The organism is Cytobacillus sp. Hz8, assembly GCF_042263505.1.
GTDB lineage: Bacteria > Bacillota > Bacilli > Bacillales > Cytobacillaceae > Bacillus_BE.
Genome location: NZ_JBHKFI010000002.1, coordinates 223498 through 242262 on the forward strand (window position 1 = coordinate 223498; position 18765 = coordinate 242262).

Consider the following 18765-nt stretch of genomic DNA (forward strand, 5'->3'; position numbering starts at 1 on the left):
ACATAGAGGATTGATGAAAATGAAAATGAAAAAAAGTTTAGTATTTTTATTCGTGGCTTGTATGTTTTTTCTAATGGCGGGTTGTGCCTACCCACAGGAAAAAATGAAAGAAAGCCAAGTGCCGTATGAAGACCAAGTTAGTGCTGTCCAAAAAGCAGTAGATCATTATCAGAAGGATAATGATGGAATTTTACCAATTAAAACAAGGGATCAGTCGACGCCAATTTATCAAAAATACCCAATTGATTTTAAAAAATTGGCTCCTCAATATATGGCGGAGCCTCCTGGCAACTCTTATGAATCAGGAGGTGTCTTTCAATATGTATTGGTGGATGTTGAGAAAAAGCCGACTGTGAAAATATTTGATTTAAGAATCGCGGAAACCATTCGAGAATTAAAACTTCGAATTCAGGCAAAAAAGTATCCTCCATTTAAAGAGGTGTTGGGGAAGAATATTTTTACGCTTGACTATAAAAAGCTGGGAATGAAAGAAGAACCTGTTGTGACAAGCCCATACTCAAAGCAAAGCTTGCCATTTGTTATTACAGGGGATGCTGAAATTTACGTTGACTATCGAAATGACTTAGTTCAAGCCCTGCAAAAGCATAAAAATACCTATCATCAAGGTGAGGATATCAGAGATATACTCGTAAAGGATTCCATGTTTGTTCCTGCCTATTCTTTGCCATATACTATTGATGACAAGTCGAAAGAACCAATCTTTTTAGAGAAATAGTCATAACCCTTTTTTTACAAAATATATTGTAAAAGAAGGGTTATTTTTTTATCACATTATGAAATCATGATTAGAAAATGATATTTCCAATAAAAACTTAGAGTAAGGAGGAAAATATTTTAAAAAATGGTCATAACGTTGTAGGACAACAACATAAATATATATTGTTTAAACAATTAATAGGATAAAATTATCCCACTAACTCACGATTCAGGAGGGGATCACTTGGAAAAGGTAGATATTTTTAAAGATATTGCCGAAAGAACAGGCGGCGATATCTATCTTGGAATAGTAGGTGCTGTGAGAACTGGAAAATCCACATTTATTAAAAAATTTATGGAGCTTGTTGTTATTCCGAATATAAACAATGAAGCGGAGCGTGCTCGTACGCAGGATGAATTGCCTCAAAGTGCTGCCGGAAAAACAATTATGACAACAGAACCTAAATTTGTCCCTAATCAAGCAGCATCGATTCATGTTGATGAGGGGCTGGATGTAAACATTCGCCTTGTGGACTGCGTTGGTTATACAGTGCCAGGAGCAAAGGGATATGAGGATGAAAATGGTCCTCGAATGATTACAACTCCTTGGTATGAAGAACCAATTCCTTTTCATGAGGCAGCTGAAATTGGCACTAGAAAGGTCATCCAAGAACATTCAACGATTGGGGTGGTCATTACCACCGATGGGACGATTGGAGAGATTCCAAGAATAAATTACTTGGAAGCTGAAGATCGGGTGATTAATGAGCTTAAGGAAGTAGGTAAGCCCTTTATCATGGTTATTAATAGTGTTCAACCGCATCATCCGAATACGGAGGCATTACGAAAAGAGCTTGCCGAAAAATACGATATTCCAGTTATTACTATGAGTGTAGAAAGTATGAGGGAATCTGATGTCCTTAACGTCATGAGAGAAGCCTTGTATGAATTCCCAGTTCTTGAAGTGAATGTAAATCTTCCAAGCTGGGTGATGGTACTCAGAGAGAATCATTGGTTACGTGAAAGCTATCAGGAAGCTGTTAAAAACACAGTTAAAGATATTAAAAGATTACGAGATGTAGATAGAGTGGTTAATCAATTTACGGATTATGATTTCATTGAAAATGCAAGTCTTGCAGGAATTGAAATGGGTCAAGGAGTAGCGGAAATTGACCTTTTTGCACCTGATGAGTTATATGATGATATTCTCAAGGAGATTGTTGGCGTAGAAATTCGCGGTAAGGATCATCTACTTGAACTGATGCAAGACTTTTCTTATGCAAAGCAAGAATATGATCAAATTGCTGATGCCTTAAAAATGGTTAAACAGACAGGGTACGGAATTGCGGCTCCTTCTTTAGCTGATATGAGTCTCGATGAACCGGAAATTATTCGCCAAGGGGCGAGGTTCGGTGTTCGTTTAAAAGCGGTCGCTCCATCCATTCACATGATTAAAGTGGATGTAGAATCAGAATTCGCTCCGATTATCGGAACGGAAAAGCAAAGTGAAGAGCTTGTTCGTTATTTAATGCAGGATTTTGAAGATAACCCACTATCGATATGGAATTCAGATATTTTTGGACGTAGCTTAAGTTCTATTGTTAGAGAAGGAATTCAGGCAAAACTATCACTAATGCCAGAAAATGCACGCTATAAATTAAAAGAAACACTTGAAAGAATCATCAATGAAGGTTCGGGCGGTCTCATAGCGATTATTTTGTAATAGTGACTCCTTTTGGGGTCTTTTTTTATGCCGTTGACTTTTAAAGTGGTTTTTGCTGATTTCGAGGAAAGCTTTTGCAAATTTGGAGAGTGAAGAGAAGAATTAAGGAAAAAGTATGAAAAAAATAGGAAAATTAATAGGAATTTGATGAAAAATAAGAAAAGAATCCCACAAAACAAGAAATTTTCTTGATATGCCAAGTTTATTGTGATAATCTTTTATCAGAATTACTGTTGCGACGGGTCTTGAAGCCTTGTGAATAAAGGTTTTATCACCAAAAAAGTTGATTTTTTTGGTCTTCTATTTTAATATAAGACAAGTTCTCTTAAAAATTTTATCGCAACGAATAAAATTCCAGTTTTTTGTTTAGAAATGAAGATAAGATTCCTTATTTTATCTAGTTTTTGGGAGGAGGTGAATGGCATGAACAAGACAGAATTAATTAACGCAGTTGCAGAAGCTAGTGAATTATCTAAGAAAGACGCTACTAAAGCCGTTGATGCTGTATTCGATTCCATTTTAAATGCTTTAAAAGATGGTGACAAAGTACAATTAATCGGTTTTGGTAACTTTGAAGTTCGCGAACGTGCTGCACGTAAAGGTCGTAATCCTCAAACTGGGGAAGAAATTGAAATTGCTGCAAGCAAAGTTCCTGCATTTAAACCAGGTAAAGCGCTTAAAGATGCAGTTAAATAATTACATAAAACTTTAAGCTTTCACAAAAGGTTGCGAGTCATCGCAACCTTTTTGTTATATAAAGTGAAACTTCCATCAGTGGGGGTTTTCGACGCACAGGACGTGCTAGCGCAGACGTCGCGATTGACGTCGCGTTTTTAGTCTGCTATTCATCCCCCACTGATGGTTAGTTGAACTTATCGGACCTTTACGGACAGTTGATCTCCCACTTATCTTCTTCGTATTCTCAGAATCTTGAAGTGGGAGTCTTACTGTCCGTTAAGAGTGGGATAAAAATAAAAACTTCAACTTTGCTTGGACTGAAATGATTGTGCTAATATTAAAAATGTTAAGTAGGAATCATCTTAGGAGGAAGAATCATGTCAAATGTAAATCGTGCCCAGATAGAAGAGGCGGTACGTTTAATATTAGAAGCAATCGGAGAGAACCCGAATCGTGAAGGACTATTAGATACACCGAAGCGAGTAGCAAAAATGTATGAAGAAGTTTTTAGTGGAATGAATCAGGATCCAAAGGAATATTTTGAAACAATCTTTGGAGAGGATCATGAAGAGGTTGTCTTAGTAAAAGACATTCCCTTTTATTCAATGTGTGAGCATCATTTAGTTCCTTTCTTTGGGAGTGCACATGTTGCCTATATTCCGAGAAATGGCAGAGTGACAGGATTGAGCAAGCTTGCGAGAGCCGTGGAAGCTGTTGCGAAAAGACCTCAGCTTCAAGAAAGGATTACATCAACGGTTGCGGATGCAATTATGGAAAAGCTTGATCCTCATGGAGTGATGGTGGTTGTAGAAGCAGAGCATATGTGTATGACGATGAGAGGGGTCAAAAAACCTGGCTCAAAGACCGTTACATCCGCAGTTAGAGGTACATTAGCTAAGGATGCCATCGCAAGATCTGAAATCTTGGCACTAATTAAAGAATAAAGGTCAATCGAAGGCTGGAAGATGGTTTTCTTTTAGCCTTTTCAAGAGATTTGCACTAAAAAAATGAAGGAATTTCTAGTGAGACACTGAGGTGAAATGATGGATAATAAATCAAGTTTAACTGGAGAATATATTGTAATTAAGGCTATGGAAGATGGAGTAAATGTCATTGGGTTAACGAGAGGTTCTGATACCCGTTTTCACCACTCAGAGAAGCTTGACAAAGGGGAAGTCATGATTGCTCAATTTACTGAACATACTTCTGCAATGAAAGTAAGAGGAAATGCGCAAATTATTACATCTCATGGTGAAATAGAGAGTGAATCAAAAAAATAATCAGATTGATAACAGAAAGGAATCATTTTTTTATTCTTATAATCATCACTATGATGTTCGCTTTTATGATATAATTGTCAAGTCTGTGTTTGATATAAATGAAATAATTACATATATTCGATAATGAATTCAATGGTTGAATAGATACTGTTAGAGAAGATACGAATACAAAACATAGGAATACATAAATAGAACTTAGGGGAAACAAGGGTGATGACTTTGACGATTCAAGATACTTTTAATCATGTAAAAAAGCAGATAGAAAAAAGGGTACTACATCCTTACTTAATTCGCTTTATTACGTCACCAAAAATAGATCAGCAGAAATTGCTTATCCTCACTTCTATGCTACAAAAACTAGGTCTTACGAAGAATCAACTTGAAACTTATGCTGTTACGACAATGCTGATTCAAATAGCCCTTGATACCCACGACACAGTAAAAACAGATGAAAATCAGGAACAAAGGAATCTCCAGTTAACGGTTTTAGCAGGTGACTACTATAGTGGTCTTTATTACAAAATCCTCGCTGAGAATAAGGATATTGATTTAATTCGGATTCTTGCTGAAGGCATTAAAGATGTCAATGAACAAAAAATTAATCTATATCAAAAAGAATTTAAACATATGGATGATTTAATGGAATGCGTCAAAAAAATTGAATCAGCATTGTTTACAAAGATTAATCATTTTTTTCACTGTTCATCATGGAATCCATTTGTGCAAAACTTTCTTCTCCTTAAAAGATTATTAGCGGAGAGAAAGTATTTTCTTCAAAGGGGAAATTCGATTGTGATCGAAGGGATGAATCGATTAATCCAATCCAACAATTGTGAGCAGGTGAACAATAGCTTGATGGGTGAGCCAAATTCCAACGCCTTAATTTGTGATTATTATATTGAGCTGATTGCTTCACAGGTTGAAATGGAAAGCCTGAAGATTCCTTTTATAAATGAATCGCTCCAACAAACCATTCAATCCTTATTATTCGAGAATAAACAATTAGCTAGAACGCTTGCGGAGGAAGGGTAAGAACATTATGCAGCAATCAAAGGAAGAACGTGTCCATCATGTCTTTGAAAGTATTTCTGATAATTATGATAAGATGAACTCGGTGATTAGTTTTAAGCAACATCTTAGATGGCGGAAGGATACCATGAGTCGAATGAATGTTCAAAAAGGTAAGAAGGCCCTTGATGTTTGTTGCGGTACCGCAGACTGGACGATTGCTTTAGCTAATGCGGTGGGCACTTCAGGTGAAGTAATCGGTTTAGATTTTAGCCAAAACATGTTAAAGATTGGCCAAGAAAAGGTCGCCAATTTAAAATTGGATCAAGTTAAATTAGTTCAAGGAAATGCGATGGAACTTCCCTTTGAAGATGGTACATTTGATTATGTGACCATTGGATTTGGGCTAAGGAACGTACCGGACTACCTGCAAGTATTGAAAGAAATGAATCGGGTCTTGAAACCGGGCGGATTAGCTGTTTGTCTTGAAACTTCACAGCCAACCTTGTTTGGCTATAAACAGCTATTTCATTTTTATTTTCGGTTTATTATGCCAATGTTTGGAAAATTATTTGCGAAGAGCTATGAGGAATATTCTTGGCTACAGGAATCTGCCCGGGATTTTCCAGGTATGAAAGAACTTGCTAAAATGTTTAAACAGGCGGGCTTTAAGAAAGTTACCTATAAGCCGTACAGTGGTGGGGCGGCAGCTGTTCATTTTGGAAGCAAATAGGATGAAATGGATAAATTTGTGAAAATATTCATAAATGAATAAAATGCGGAATATAAGTGACAGGATTTTTTTAACCAGGGTGAAGTCATATGAAATTACAAATGATGTTATCATTTTTAAACCAGGATATTAATATAATTGAAAAAACACTTGAGGAAACGATTCATGCTGATTCTCCCATATTGCATCAAGCATCCTTGCAATTAATCAAAGCTGGGGGGAAAAGGATTCGCCCTATTTTTGTATTATTATCTGGAAAATTCGGTCAGTATGATATCAATAGAATAAAGAATGTTGCGGTTGCTCTTGAACTGATTCATATGGCTTCCCTTGTTCATGATGATGTGATTGATGACGCTGAATTAAGGCGCGGCAGACCTACGATTAATACAAAATGGGACAATAAAGTAGCAATGTATACAGGTGACTATATTTTTGCTCGAGCACTTGAATTGATGACGAAAATCGAAAATCCTGAGGCACATAGAATCTTATCTAATACGATGGTCGAATTAACAATTGGTGAGATTGAACAAATAAAAGATAAATATCGATTTGATCAAAATATTAAGGATTATTTTCGAAGAATTAAACGGAAAACAGCGTTACTAATTGCAGCAAGCTGCCAATTAGGAGCTATTGCCGCCGATGTAGAGAAAAATGTTCAACAGAAATTATCCCGCTTTGGTTATTATGTTGGTATGAGCTATCAAATCATCGATGATATTCTGGATTTTACTGGAAATGAGAAGGAATTGGGCAAACCTGCAGGAGGGGATTTACTGCAAGGAAATATAACACTTCCGGTGCTTTTTGCTATGGAGGATGAAGAAATTCACTCAAGAATTTGCAAGGTTCATGAACATACAACACGTGGGGAAATCGATCAGATCATTGCGTTAATTAAACAATCAGATTCGATTAAAAAATCGGTTGCTGTCAGTGATCATTATTTAAATAAGGCTCTTGCCATCATTGATGAACTTCCACAGAATAAAGCCAAACGAGCTCTAAAGGATATTGCGAATTTTATTGGAAAACGAAAATTTTAGGATATTGCTAAATTTTCGAAACAATGATAATATTTTCGTGGGTTATCTAGTAGTTAGATGATTTATATACATAGAGTTTTAGGAGTGGAACAAATGGAAAAAACATTTTTAATGGTTAAACCAGATGGAGTTCAGAGAAATTTAGTAGGTGAGATTGTTTCTCGCTTTGAAAAGAAAGGCTTTCGTCTTGTTGGGGCTAAATTAATGCAAATCACTAATGAATTAGCCGAACAACATTATGGAGAGCATAAGGAACGTCCTTTCTTCGGTGAATTAGTAGAATTTATTACATCAGGTCCTGTATTTGCAATGGTTTGGGAAGGCGAAGAAGTCATTTCAACGGCAAGGAAAATGATGGGTTCAACAAACCCTAAGGATGCCGAGCCTGGAACAATTCGCGGTGATTACGCAGCTACCGTTGGAAAAAATGTAATTCATGGCTCTGATTCACCAGAAAGTGCAGAAAGAGAAATTGGTTTATTTTTTAAAGAAGTGGAATTAGTTGATTATTCTAAGCTCATAAGTGAATGGGTTTACTAATTAGCAAAAAATACTTGTACTTTGTACAAGTATTTTTTTGTAAACGGATTCAAGTACTTTCCTAAGTAAAATGATGAAAAGGCTTTTTAAATTATTGATATGCATCACCTATTTTTCGTTATAATTGTCATGTTGGATAAAAAATTAGAGGAGAAACACAAATGGCTGATGATTATCAACTATTTATTCAAAATATCAAGAAAAAGACAGGAATAGATTTATCCCAATATAAAGAAGCACAGATGAAACGTAGATTAACATCTCTATACGAAAAAAGGGGCTTTCATACATTTCAAGATTTCTATAATGGAGTAAGTAAGGAAGCAGAATTATTACAAGAATTTCTTGATCGGATGACGATTAACGTTTCGGAATTTTATCGGAACGCGAAAAGATGGGAAGTCTTAGAAAAAAAAATCCTTCCCAAAATGTTAGAGAAGAATAAGCGCTTAAAAATTTGGAGTGCAGCATGCTCTACTGGGGAAGAGCCCTATACAATTGCGATGATTCTGTCCAAATTTATTCCTATGCCACAAATCGATATACTTGCCACTGATATTGATGAAATTGTTCTTGAAAGAGCCAAAAAGGCTATCTACCCAGAACGTTCGCTAAATGAAGTTCCTCAGGATATTAAACGAAAATTTTTCACTCAGGATGGCAGTTTTCATCAGGTTGCGGATGAAATAAAGAAAACCGTCACGTTTCGAAAACAAAATCTTCTTGCTGATTCCTTTGGCGGGCCATTCGATTTGATTGTTTGTCGCAATGTTTTAATTTATTTTACAGAAGAAGCCAAGGATGGCCTTTATAAGAAATTTAGCACAGCGTTAAAACCAGGAGGTATTTTCTTTGTTGGCAGTACAGAACAAATCTTTAATCCGGGACTTTATCAGCTAGAAACAGAAGATACTTTTTTTTATCGAAGAAAATAAAACGACAGGAGGCTGTCCCTAAAGAATCGTTAAAAGCGAATTTTTAGGGTTTAGCCCTTTTTTATTTGTTAGTCATTATACAAAATGGAATCATTTTCTATTTATATAAAGTTCATTCTAATTTTTTTCTCTGAGTTGATTGGAGTGGAAGGCGCGAAGACTCCTGCGGGAATAAGGGGCAGGGGAGACCCCGCAGGAGCGTTAGCGACGAGGAGGCTCCCCGTCACGCCCGCGGAAAGCGAAGCGCCTGGAACGGAAATCAACGGAACAATTTAAGAGAACCAAACAAAAAGAGGTATCCCCAAAAAATATACTTTTGAGACACCCCTTTTTTTCATTCTCATCTTTTTTGCAGGTGGGAATGGATCAATTGTTGGATGAAAACAGATTGGTCAAAGGACGAACCTCGTGATAAAATGACATAAATCTCAAAAAATTCGTAATCTAGTTTTCCGTATTTAATTTTACTATTTTTTCTTGTATCTGTATGATATATTGGTACATAATCCTTTAATAAGTTGAAGGGGGAAAGAGTTTTGCGATACTTAACAGCCGGTGAGTCCCATGGACCACAATTAACAACTATTATCGAAGGATTGCCTGCAGGAATGCCTTTGACAAAGGAAGACATTAATAACGAATTACTAAGAAGACAAAAGGGGCATGGTCGAGGTAGAAGAATGCAAATCGAAAGGGATTTGGTTCAAATGACAGGTGGAATTAGACATGGATATACATTAGGATCACCTGTTTCATTAGTTGTCGAGAACAACGATTGGAAGCATTGGACGAAAATCATGGGTCAGGATCCCGTTGATTCCGATGAGGAAGAAGAGATCAAACGTAAAATTACGCGACCAAGACCAGGGCATGCGGATCTAAATGGTGCCATAAAATACGGTCATCGGGATATGAGAAATGTCTTAGAACGTTCATCAGCCCGCGAAACGACAGTACGAGTTGCAGCAGGGGCTGTAGCTAAAAAGTTGTTATCGCTTTTAGGAATAGAGGTTGCGTCCCATGTGCTCGAAATTGGCGGAGTGAGGTCAAACGTCCATACATATTCCTCTCTTAAAGAAGTTCAAGAGATAACCGAAAAGTCACCAGTTCGTTGTTTAGACCCGTTAGCAGAAGTTCAAATGATGAAGGCGATTGATGATGCGAAGGCAAATGGAGATTCTATTGGGGGAATCGTTGAAGTCGTCATCGAAGGAATGCCTGCCGGTGTGGGCAGTTATGTTCATTATGACCGAAAGTTAGATGCAAAAATTGCGGGTGCATTTGTCAGCATCAATGCTTTTAAAGGGGTAGAATTTGGCATTGGTTTTGAAGCTGCTAGCAAGCCGGGCAGTGAGGTCCACGATGAAATTATTTGGGATGAGAAATCAGGATATTCCCGAAGAACCAACCGCCTTGGGGGGTTCGAAGGGGGAATGACAACAGGGATGCCAATTGTCGTAAGAGGTGTAATGAAACCAATCCCGACATTGTATAAGCCATTGCAAAGTGTGGATATCGATTCTAAGGAGCCGTTTACAGCTAGTATTGAACGTTCCGATAGCTGTGCAGTTCCTGCGGCAGCTGTGGTTGCTGAAAATGTTGTGGCATGGGAGCTTGCCTCTGCACTAGTGGAACAATTTTATTCTGATAGATTTGAAACATTAAAAGAATCAATTGATCGCCAACGTCAATATGCGAGGGAATTTTAATGAAAACAATTACAATTCGAACTCAATCGAAACAATACCCAACAATGATCGGTCATGGAGCTAGTGAATTATTAGCTCCTTTTCTTAAAGATAATTTTCCTAGTCTAACCAAACTCTTTATTATCACAGATGAACATATTCATCAGCTACACTTTGAATCCTTTATAGAACAATTACAGGATTTTCAATCTATTGTTTCCTATGTTGTGCCAAATGGAGAAAAAGCAAAAACCTTTGAAGTCTATTATCAACTTCTAACATTTGCCTTAGAACAGAAATTAGATCGAAAGTCCATGATTCTTTCCTTAGGTGGAGGGGCAGTTGGAGATGTTAGCGGATTTGTCGCAGGAACCTTTATGAGGGGAATTCCGTTTGTCCAGATTCCGACTACCATTTTAGCACATGATAGTGCAGTCGGGGGAAAAGTAGCGATCAACCATCCACTTGGGAAAAATCTAATTGGAGTATTTCATCAGCCAGAGGCTGTGATTTATGATTTAAACTTTTTAGGGACATTACCACAAAAGGAAAAAAGATCTGGTTTCGCAGAGGTGTTTAAAGAAGCGTTAATCGCAGATGGACAATTTTACCAATGGCTTTTAACTCATATTGATTCATTAGACTCCCTTTCTTCCGATCATCTGGCCTATTTTCTTGAGCAGGGCATGAGAATCAAGGGTTCCATTGTTGCTGAGGATGAAAAGGAAACAGGGGTACGGGCATTTCTTAACCTGGGGCATACCCTTGGTCATGCAATAGAAGCAGAGTTAGGATATGGGCAAATTACCCATGGTGAGGCTGTGGCCATCGGAACTATTTTTGCCCTTCGTTTAAGCTCTGAATTATTGGATTTAGATTTTAATCATCAGCAATTGGAAGATTGGTTAAGAAAACTGGGATATAGGATTGATTTACCAAAGCAACTTGATAATAACAAGCTATTAAACAGGATGAAATTAGACAAGAAGTCTGTTGGTCAAAATGTTCATTTTGTCCTTCTAGAAAAAATCGGAGTACCAAAAATGGTTGAGGTGCAGGATGTGTTGCTTTTACAAAAGCTTGAAGAGTTTAAGGTAAAGGGAGAGAAGATGAATGATTAGAGGAGTAAGAGGAGCTACAACGGTACCTGAAAACTTTGAACAAGAAATTTTATCAGCAACGGAACAATTGATGAAGGAAATGATTGCTCAAAATAAAATTGAACCGGATAATGTTGCTTCTGTTTTCATTTCTGTAACGGATGATATTGATGCAGCGTTTCCAGCTAAAGCGATCCGCTCTCTAGAGGGTTGGACTTTTGTTCCTGTTATGTGCATGCGTGAAATTCCCGTAAAAGATTCTTTAACACATTGCATTCGTATTATGGTTCACGTCAATACCTACCAACATCAGAAGGATATTCAACATGTATACTTAGAGGAAGCAACTTGCTTACGGCCGGATTTAAAACATGATGATGACAAATGAAAAAAATTCGCCACATTATTGTAAGTATGATAAAATAAATATACTTTAACGCTTTAAAGCGTATCGGAAATAAACTTTAATGCTCTATAATGAGGTGAAACCAATGAGATGGAAAGAACAATTATTGACTTTAACTCCATATCAACCTGGTAAAACAATTGGAGAGGTAAAGAGACAATACGGGTTAAAGGATATTACAAAACTAGCTTCAAATGAGAATCCGTTTGGGTGTTCAAAGGTAGTGTTGGAAGTTTTACAAAAGGCTGCTCATTTTGAAAAATATCCAGATGGCTATGCAACCGAATTTCGATTTCAATTGGCGAAATTTTTAAAAGTTCAACCGGATCAATTGATTTTTGGAAATGGTTCTGATGAAATTATCCAAATTATTTCTCGAGCACTGCTCGATGAAAGATACAATACGGTCATGGCTACGCCAACATTTTCACAGTATAAACATAATGCTATAATCGATGGAGCAAAAAGCATAAGAGAGATTCCTTTAATTGATGGGGAGCACGATTTGACTGCGATGTTGAATGCGATTGACGATAAGACAAATGTAGTTTGGCTCTGCAGTCCGAATAATCCTACCGGAGCCTATATTCCGGAAGATAAGTTGATTAACTTTTTAAATATGGTGCCAAAATCTACGCTTGTTGTCCTTGATGAAGCTTATTACGAATATGTAGTTGCAGAGGATTACTATAATTCCATTGAGTTGTTAAAGGATTATCAAAACTTAATTGTGTTAAGGACCTTCTCCAAAATATATGGCCTTGCCAGTTTCCGTGTAGGGTATGGGGTAAGTCATCCCGATGTCATCCGTGCCCTTGAACCTGCAAGAGGTCCATTTAATACAAATACATTAGGGCAATTGGTTGCGGCAAATGCGATAAAGGATCAAGCCTTTGTGAATTCCTGCCGCAAAGCAAATCGGGAAGGCTTACAGCAGTATTATGATTTTTGTGAAGAAAATGGATTGAACTATTTTCCTTCTCAAGCCAATTTTATATTAATTGATTTTGATAGAGAAGGAAATGAAGTTTTCCAATATTTAATTGAAAGAGGCTATATCGTTCGTTCAGGAAATGCATTAGGATTTCCTACGTCAGTTAGAATTACAGTCGGTTCAAAAGAACAAAATGAAGGTTTAATCCAATTATTAAAAGAATATGTATCTCAAATTAAAGCACATTCTTAAATTTGCTATTTGTTAACAAAAAGTGGGTGTTTTCCCTTGAGGGGTCAAGTGTTTGTCATTGGGTTGGGATTGATTGGCGGTTCAATTGCCCTTTGTATAAAAGAAGCGCATAAAGATTCGGTTCTCATTGGGTATGATATAAATCATGAACAATGTAAGCTTGCAAAAATGCTAGGGGTTATTGATTCAATTGCGGAGTCAATTGAGCAAGGAGCAAAGGAAGCAGATTTAATTGTGATTTCCACACCAGTGAAGGAATCAGTAAAAATCATTGATTTACTTTGTTCCATAGAATTAAAGAAAAATGTGATTATCACGGATGCAGGCAGTACAAAAATGGAGATTGTTAGTGCTGCAGAGTGTTTAAAGGAAAAAGGACTTACATTTATTGGCGGGCATCCTATGGCAGGCTCTCATAAAAGTGGTGTGAGTGCTGCAAAAGCGCTTTTATTTGAAAATGCCTTTTATTTATTAACTCCTGAGGAAACTACTCAACAAGAGAAAATGGAGCAACTACAAACTTGGTTAATGGGGACAAAAGCGAAGTTTTTAGTTGTTACTCCAGAGGAACATGATTATTTAACGGGTGTGATTAGTCATTTTCCACATGTGATTGCAGCATCCCTTGTTCATCAAGCAGAGCAAACAAGCCAGAATCAGAAGCTTGTTACAAGGCTTGCTGCAGGGGGATTTCGTGATATAACAAGGATTGCATCAAGCAGCCCAACGATGTGGAAGGATATCCTTCTGCAAAATAGGAGCGTACTGCTCCAATTATTGCAAAAATGGCAGCATGAGATGACAAAAATCACCACCATGCTTGAAAACGAGAATGAGGACGCCATTTATCAATATTTTTTTCAGGCGAAACAATTTCGAGATGAGCTACCGCAAAAGGAAAAAGGAGCAATCCCGGCCTTTTACGAATTATTTGTTGATATTCCGGATTACCCAGGGATTATTTCTGAAATTACTGGGTTTCTTGCAAAAGAAAGTATTAGCATTGTCAATATTCGCATTCTTGAAACCAGAGAGGATATTAACGGAGTGCTTGTGATTAGTTTTCAAACAGAGGAAGATCGCCTTCGTGCTGATCAATGTATCAGGCATTATTCCAATTATGAAACCTCGATAGAGCCTTAAGTCTTGAAAAAATAAATGTTACATTTTTTATAATTGAGGGGGGTTCGAATGGAAAAAATAGAATTGCGAACTAACGCAGAGCAACTGAAGGGCGAGATAAGCGTTCCTGGAGATAAATCTATTTCACATCGTTCTATCATGTTTGGTGCGATTGCCGATGGAAGGACGACGGTCAGTAATTTTTTATTAGGGGATGACTGTCTAAGTACCATTTCATGTTTTAAAAAGCTAGGGGTTCACATTGAGCAGCAGGGACAGGAAGTTGCAATCGAAGGAAAAGGCTTTGAAGGGTTAATGGAATCGGAAGAAGTCTTAGATGTCGGAAATTCCGGAACTACGATTCGATTATTACTGGGAATCCTGGCAGGAAGACCCTTCTTTTCAAGCTTAGTTGGAGATCAATCCATTGGGAAAAGACCAATGACAAGGGTTACGAAGCCATTAAGTATAATGGGTGCCAAAATTGATGGCAGACAGGATGGAAAATACACACCATTATCTGTTCGAGGAGCGGCATTAAAAGGAATGGAATATACCATGCCGGTAGCAAGTGCTCAGGTGAAATCCTCATTATTATTTGCTGGCCTGCAAGCGAGAGGTACTACAAGGATTATTGAGCCTGCTAAAACCAGAGATCATACAGAACGGATGATTCGAAAATTTGGAGGTAACCTAAAGGTAGACGGTAAGATTATGGAAGTGGAAGGCGGCCAGCCCCTGAAAGGTACGCATATTCATGTTCCGGGTGATATCTCTTCAGCGGCCTTTTTTCTGGTGGCAGGAGCGATTCTCTCAAAAAGTGAAATAAAGTTAAAAAACGTCGGCCTTAATCCAACCAGAACAGGAATTCTAGATGTTCTCACAGAGATGGGGGTGGATTTCACGATTGAAGGAAATGAAGAAGAACTTTTTGAACCATGTGGCGATATGATCATTCGCAGTTCAAGGATAAAGGGAACCGTGATTGAAGGCGATATGATTCCTCGATTAATCGATGAAATCCCTATCATTGCCCTTTTGGCAACACAGGCTGAAGGGACGACAATCATTAAAGATGCTGAGGAATTAAAGGTAAAGGAAACGAATCGAATTGATACGGTTGTTAATGAGTTATCTAAGCTTGGTGCTAAAATTGAGGCAACTTCTGACGGCATGATTATCTATGGAAAGAGTTCATTATCAGGTGGAGTGGTTTCTAGTCACGGCGATCATAGAATCGGGATGATGCTCGCGATTGCTGCTTTAGTATGTAAAGAAAAGGTGTATCTTGAAAACAGCGAGGCAATTTCAGTCTCCTATCCGACTTTTTTTGCTGATTTACATCGTCTAATGGATTTGTGATTGTGAAGCTAGCTATTTTTTTTAGGTTTTTTTCGTAAACTTTGTTGCTTTTGGCATAAATAAGTTAGAGGTCCATTCAGATTGTCCTGAATTCATTCAAAGGCATTTGTGGCGGGGAATCACGAGCCTATTTGAAACCTAAATTGAATTTTAAGGCAATTGTGTTCGAAATAAGCGCTTATTTTAGACAGTATGGCTGAATTTTAAAGCAGTTGTGTCCGAATTAGGAACCAGTCAGACGACTTGAATGAAATTCCAAAGAAATGGATTTCGAATCAGAAGTCCTACGGTGAGAGATTAAAATGCAATTGTTCGAAAAAACAACAATTGCTGTAAAAACAGAAATCATAAAAAAGGTCTGGCATTCGAAGGAGTCGGACCTTTTTGGTTGGGACAAATTATAGGTATAATTTTGAGATTTTCTCATAGCTTGTCATAAGACCTGTTAGGAGTGGTTTTATGGCTTATATTATTGATAATGCAAATCTTTTAAAAAAGGAAGAACTTGCTAAGCTGTCTATCTTGATTAAGAATGAAACAATTCTCGCGATTCGACCGGAATTTAAGAGGTACAGGTATATGAAAATGGATGCTTCTCCATTTATTATGACGCCTTCCCATATTTTATTGGATTCACAAATTCCGCTAGAAGAACCCTTTCCTGTCCTAAAAGAGTACTTTATTAAGGAGTTCATTGGAAAGGGATGTACGTCATTTTTAACCTATTTTAAGGTTGATAAGGAGTATTTATTAGAAGAAGGCTCTAAAATGTTAAAAACAAAATTACTCAATAGTCCAATCGATTATATTATTGGTGTCAAAATTCCTCAAAGTCTTTTAACTACGACCCTCATAAGAAAAGCAAAGAAAATGAAGATTCCTATCATCTTTGTCGAAGTTCATGATTTAGAGCAATTTCAACGAATCCCCTGGGGTTGGATTAAGGAAGCTTTATTTCCCTACAATTGTCCGTTAGCTCCGATATTTTCATTTCATCAACAACGTGATAAAATTCAGGCGCAAGCTATTTGGAATAAGACGATGAAAAAAGAGAGAATCAGGGCGTTTGAAGATGAACTTAAGGAAAAGACCCCACTAACCTTAGATAAATTAAAAAAGATCGGAATTTATCCCTTGAAAGCATATTTGAATCAGGGAGGAGAAGTAAGTTATAATTTTTATTTAAACTCTCAGGAAATCAGAAAGATTGAAGAATCCGAGCTATTTCATTATCATAATAATAGACTTATGATTACGGTTCATAAAGGAACCATTATTAGATCTTTGGAGGATGTTGTATTTCGCCCGGGCTTTGGGGAACATGTCACCATCCATACTCCTTTAATCTTCAGTGCTGATTAGCAGAAAGGAAATGTTAATGGATAGAGTAAGAAAAATTATTTCAATGATTGAAAATGGCGAACATCAAGAGGCACTGAAAAAATATGAGCACATCCTGAACTCTGGATCAAATGATGAGAAGTTTTTATTGGCGGAAGAATTATTCCGTTTGGGATTTCTAGATGAAGCAAAAGCACTATTTCAAAGATTGCTGGAATCTTATCCGGAGGAAGGAGAATTAATGGTCCTTCTTGCGGAAACCTATATAGAGTTAGGGGACGAGGATAAGGCTATTGTCCTATTAGATGAAATTCATGAAACAGATCCAAGCTATCCAGAGGCTCTTCTCCTTCTTGCTGACCTTTATCAAATGGAGGGGCTCTATGAGGTAAGTGAACAAAAATTATTAGATGCAAAATCAATTTTGAAGGAAAATGAAATCATCGATTTTGCACTCGGTGAGCTTTATTCGGAACAAGGAAAATTTTTGGAAGCCATTCATTATTATCAAAAGGTATTGCCACATAATAATGAAATTGCAGGTGTAAATGTTAATCAGCGATTAGGCGACGCATTTAGTGCTGGAGGGGCATTTGAGGATGCCTTGCCATATTATGAAAAGGCTCTGGATGAAAAGCTAGAAATTAATACTTTATTCAGTCTTGCATTTACAGCGCTACAAGCTGGCTTCAATAAAACGGCGATTGAAAAATTTGAGCAGCTTAAAGTATTAGACCCTGAATATCATTCTTTGTATTTATTTTTGGCAAAGGCGTATGAACGTGAAGAGGAGCTAGACTTAGGCTTTGCTTCCATTAAGGAAGGCATTAAGCAAGATGAATATAATAAGGATTTATATTTTTATGGTGGAAAAATGGCTTTAAAGCTGGGTGATGAAGAAGAAGCAGAGAAGCTTTTGAGGGAGGCTCTTGCATTAGACCCCGAATTTATTGATGCAGCGTTAACCTTAAATAAGCTATTTATGAAACAAGAGAATTATGAGAAGGTTATTGAATTGGTGGAGGAAATGGACCAAAATGAAGAGAGGGAGCCCCAACTTCTTTGGGATGCAGCCCTTGCTTATCAAAATTTGGAACAATATTCACAGTCATTAAACAAATACCGTCTTGCATATACTTATTTTAAGAATCAACCAGAGTTTTTAAAAGATTTTGGTTATTTTCTAATTGAAGAAGGAGAAAATGATCAGGCTGCCGAAATCTTTAAGAAACTACTTCAATTAGATCCAACAAATGAAGAATACCTAGATATTTTACAAAGAATTTCAGATGAATTTATTTAAAAAGTTGCAAGCAGAGGAGGGAATCTAAGATGGCTACCCCTGTATCTGTCAACGAGAAGAAGGAGTTTATACGCTGGTTCCTTAATCATTATCAATTAAAAAGACGAGAATGTGTGTGGATTTTAAATTATTTAATGAGTCATGACCAATTAATGGAAAAGGTTCATTTTGTTGAACATGCAGGATACTGTCCACGAGGTCTTGTGATGTCAACGCACTGTGTTGATGAAGTTCCTTTTCGTTTTTATAAAGAAAACGTAATGACTACAGATGCAGAGAAGTCCTTCCATGACATTCGTCTTAATAGGGATGAAGAAATTTATATTCAGTTGAATTTCCACGCCTCTAATTTAGCACACCAATATGCTGCTGTTTTAGAGGATAACCCCTATATGCCAAAAAATCTCGAAATAAGTGAAAAGGATAAAATCCTAGCTGAAAAACTTCTTGACGAAAGCATTGAAACCTATCAAAGAGAGAAATTACTGCAGTTAATCGATGAGGCATTGGATCGAAATGATAAAGAGGCATTCATGACTCTTACGAAGCAACTGAGTAAACTTAAAAATTGAAATGGAGAAAAGTCTGCTT

General features: G+C 37.1%; 19 protein-coding genes. All 19 read left to right on the top strand.

What is annotated here, in order from left to right; all coding sequences use genetic code 11:
* The first annotated feature begins 25 nt into the window (after positions 1 to 25).
* The 19 genes from ACE38V_RS04145 (at position 26) to ACE38V_RS04235 (ending at position 18746) form a co-directional block, all read left to right on the top strand.
* Positions 26 to 736, top strand: a complete 711-nt coding sequence (locus ACE38V_RS04145) for a hypothetical protein (RefSeq protein WP_375840133.1) — start codon at positions 26 to 28, stop codon at positions 734 to 736.
* Positions 737 to 961: 225 nt separating this feature from the next.
* On the top strand, positions 962 to 2440 hold the full coding sequence (spoIVA, locus tag ACE38V_RS04150; protein WP_375839921.1) for a stage IV sporulation protein A: 1479 nt from the start codon (positions 962 to 964) through the stop codon (positions 2438 to 2440).
* A 423-nt stretch (positions 2441 to 2863) separates the two neighbouring features.
* Positions 2864 to 3136 carry an HU family DNA-binding protein gene (locus ACE38V_RS04155; protein ID WP_256239942.1) on the top strand — a complete coding sequence of 91 codons (273 nt, stop codon included), beginning with the start codon at positions 2864 to 2866 and terminating at the stop codon, positions 3134 to 3136.
* A 359-nt stretch (positions 3137 to 3495) separates the two neighbouring features.
* Positions 3496 to 4062: a GTP cyclohydrolase I FolE gene (folE, locus tag ACE38V_RS04160; RefSeq protein WP_375839922.1), complete on the top strand. Its 567-nt coding sequence runs from the start codon at positions 3496 to 3498 to the stop codon at positions 4060 to 4062.
* 99 nt (positions 4063 to 4161) lie between these two features.
* Complete coding sequence (mtrB, locus tag ACE38V_RS04165; protein WP_375839923.1) at positions 4162 to 4398, top strand: trp RNA-binding attenuation protein MtrB; 237 nt, start codon at positions 4162 to 4164, stop codon at positions 4396 to 4398.
* A 213-nt stretch (positions 4399 to 4611) separates the two neighbouring features.
* Positions 4612 to 5430, top strand: coding sequence for a heptaprenyl diphosphate synthase component 1 (locus ACE38V_RS04170; protein ID WP_375839924.1), 819 nt, complete (start codon positions 4612 to 4614; stop codon positions 5428 to 5430).
* A gap of 7 nt (positions 5431 to 5437) precedes the next feature.
* Complete coding sequence (locus ACE38V_RS04175; RefSeq protein ID WP_375839925.1) at positions 5438 to 6139, top strand: demethylmenaquinone methyltransferase; 702 nt, start codon at positions 5438 to 5440, stop codon at positions 6137 to 6139.
* 89 nt (positions 6140 to 6228) lie between these two features.
* Positions 6229 to 7191, top strand: a complete 963-nt coding sequence (hepT, locus tag ACE38V_RS04180) for a heptaprenyl diphosphate synthase component II (protein WP_375839926.1) — start codon at positions 6229 to 6231, stop codon at positions 7189 to 7191.
* 93 nt (positions 7192 to 7284) lie between these two features.
* Entirely contained in the window at positions 7285 to 7731 is a 447-nt protein-coding gene (gene ndk, locus ACE38V_RS04185) for a nucleoside-diphosphate kinase (protein WP_375839927.1), read from the top strand.
* 161 nt (positions 7732 to 7892) lie between these two features.
* On the top strand, positions 7893 to 8666 hold the full coding sequence (locus ACE38V_RS04190; protein ID WP_375839928.1) for a CheR family methyltransferase: 774 nt from the start codon (positions 7893 to 7895) through the stop codon (positions 8664 to 8666).
* Between the two features lie 536 nt (positions 8667 to 9202).
* Positions 9203 to 10375: a chorismate synthase gene (gene aroC / locus ACE38V_RS04195; RefSeq protein ID WP_375839930.1), complete on the top strand. Its 1173-nt coding sequence runs from the start codon at positions 9203 to 9205 to the stop codon at positions 10373 to 10375.
* Positions 10375 to 11475 carry a 3-dehydroquinate synthase gene (gene aroB / locus ACE38V_RS04200; protein WP_375839931.1) on the top strand — a complete coding sequence of 367 codons (1101 nt, stop codon included), beginning with the start codon at positions 10375 to 10377 and terminating at the stop codon, positions 11473 to 11475. The genes aroC and aroB overlap by 1 nt, the downstream gene beginning before the upstream one ends.
* Entirely contained in the window at positions 11468 to 11842 is a 375-nt protein-coding gene (gene aroH, locus ACE38V_RS04205) for a chorismate mutase (protein WP_375839932.1), read from the top strand. The genes aroB and aroH overlap by 8 nt, the downstream gene beginning before the upstream one ends.
* 103 nt (positions 11843 to 11945) lie before the next feature.
* A complete protein-coding gene (gene hisC, locus ACE38V_RS04210) occupies positions 11946 to 13046 on the top strand; it encodes a histidinol-phosphate transaminase (protein ID WP_375839933.1) in 1101 nt (366 codons plus the stop codon).
* A gap of 36 nt (positions 13047 to 13082) precedes the next feature.
* Positions 13083 to 14189, top strand: a complete 1107-nt coding sequence (locus ACE38V_RS04215; RefSeq protein WP_375839934.1) for a prephenate dehydrogenase — start codon at positions 13083 to 13085, stop codon at positions 14187 to 14189.
* A 57-nt stretch (positions 14190 to 14246) separates the two neighbouring features.
* On the top strand, positions 14247 to 15530 hold the full coding sequence (aroA, locus tag ACE38V_RS04220; RefSeq protein WP_375840134.1) for a 3-phosphoshikimate 1-carboxyvinyltransferase: 1284 nt from the start codon (positions 14247 to 14249) through the stop codon (positions 15528 to 15530).
* Positions 15531 to 15989: 459 nt separating this feature from the next.
* Positions 15990 to 16892 (top strand): hypothetical protein, encoded by a 903-nt coding sequence (locus tag ACE38V_RS04225; RefSeq protein WP_375839935.1) that lies wholly within the window; start codon positions 15990 to 15992, stop codon positions 16890 to 16892.
* Positions 16893 to 16908: 16 nt separating this feature from the next.
* Positions 16909 to 18174, top strand: coding sequence for a tetratricopeptide repeat protein (locus ACE38V_RS04230; RefSeq protein ID WP_375839936.1), 1266 nt, complete (start codon positions 16909 to 16911; stop codon positions 18172 to 18174).
* Between the two features lie 29 nt (positions 18175 to 18203).
* A complete protein-coding gene (locus ACE38V_RS04235; protein ID WP_375839937.1) occupies positions 18204 to 18746 on the top strand; it encodes a ReoY family proteolytic degradation factor in 543 nt (180 codons plus the stop codon).
* The last annotated feature ends 19 nt before the right edge of the window (positions 18747 to 18765 follow it).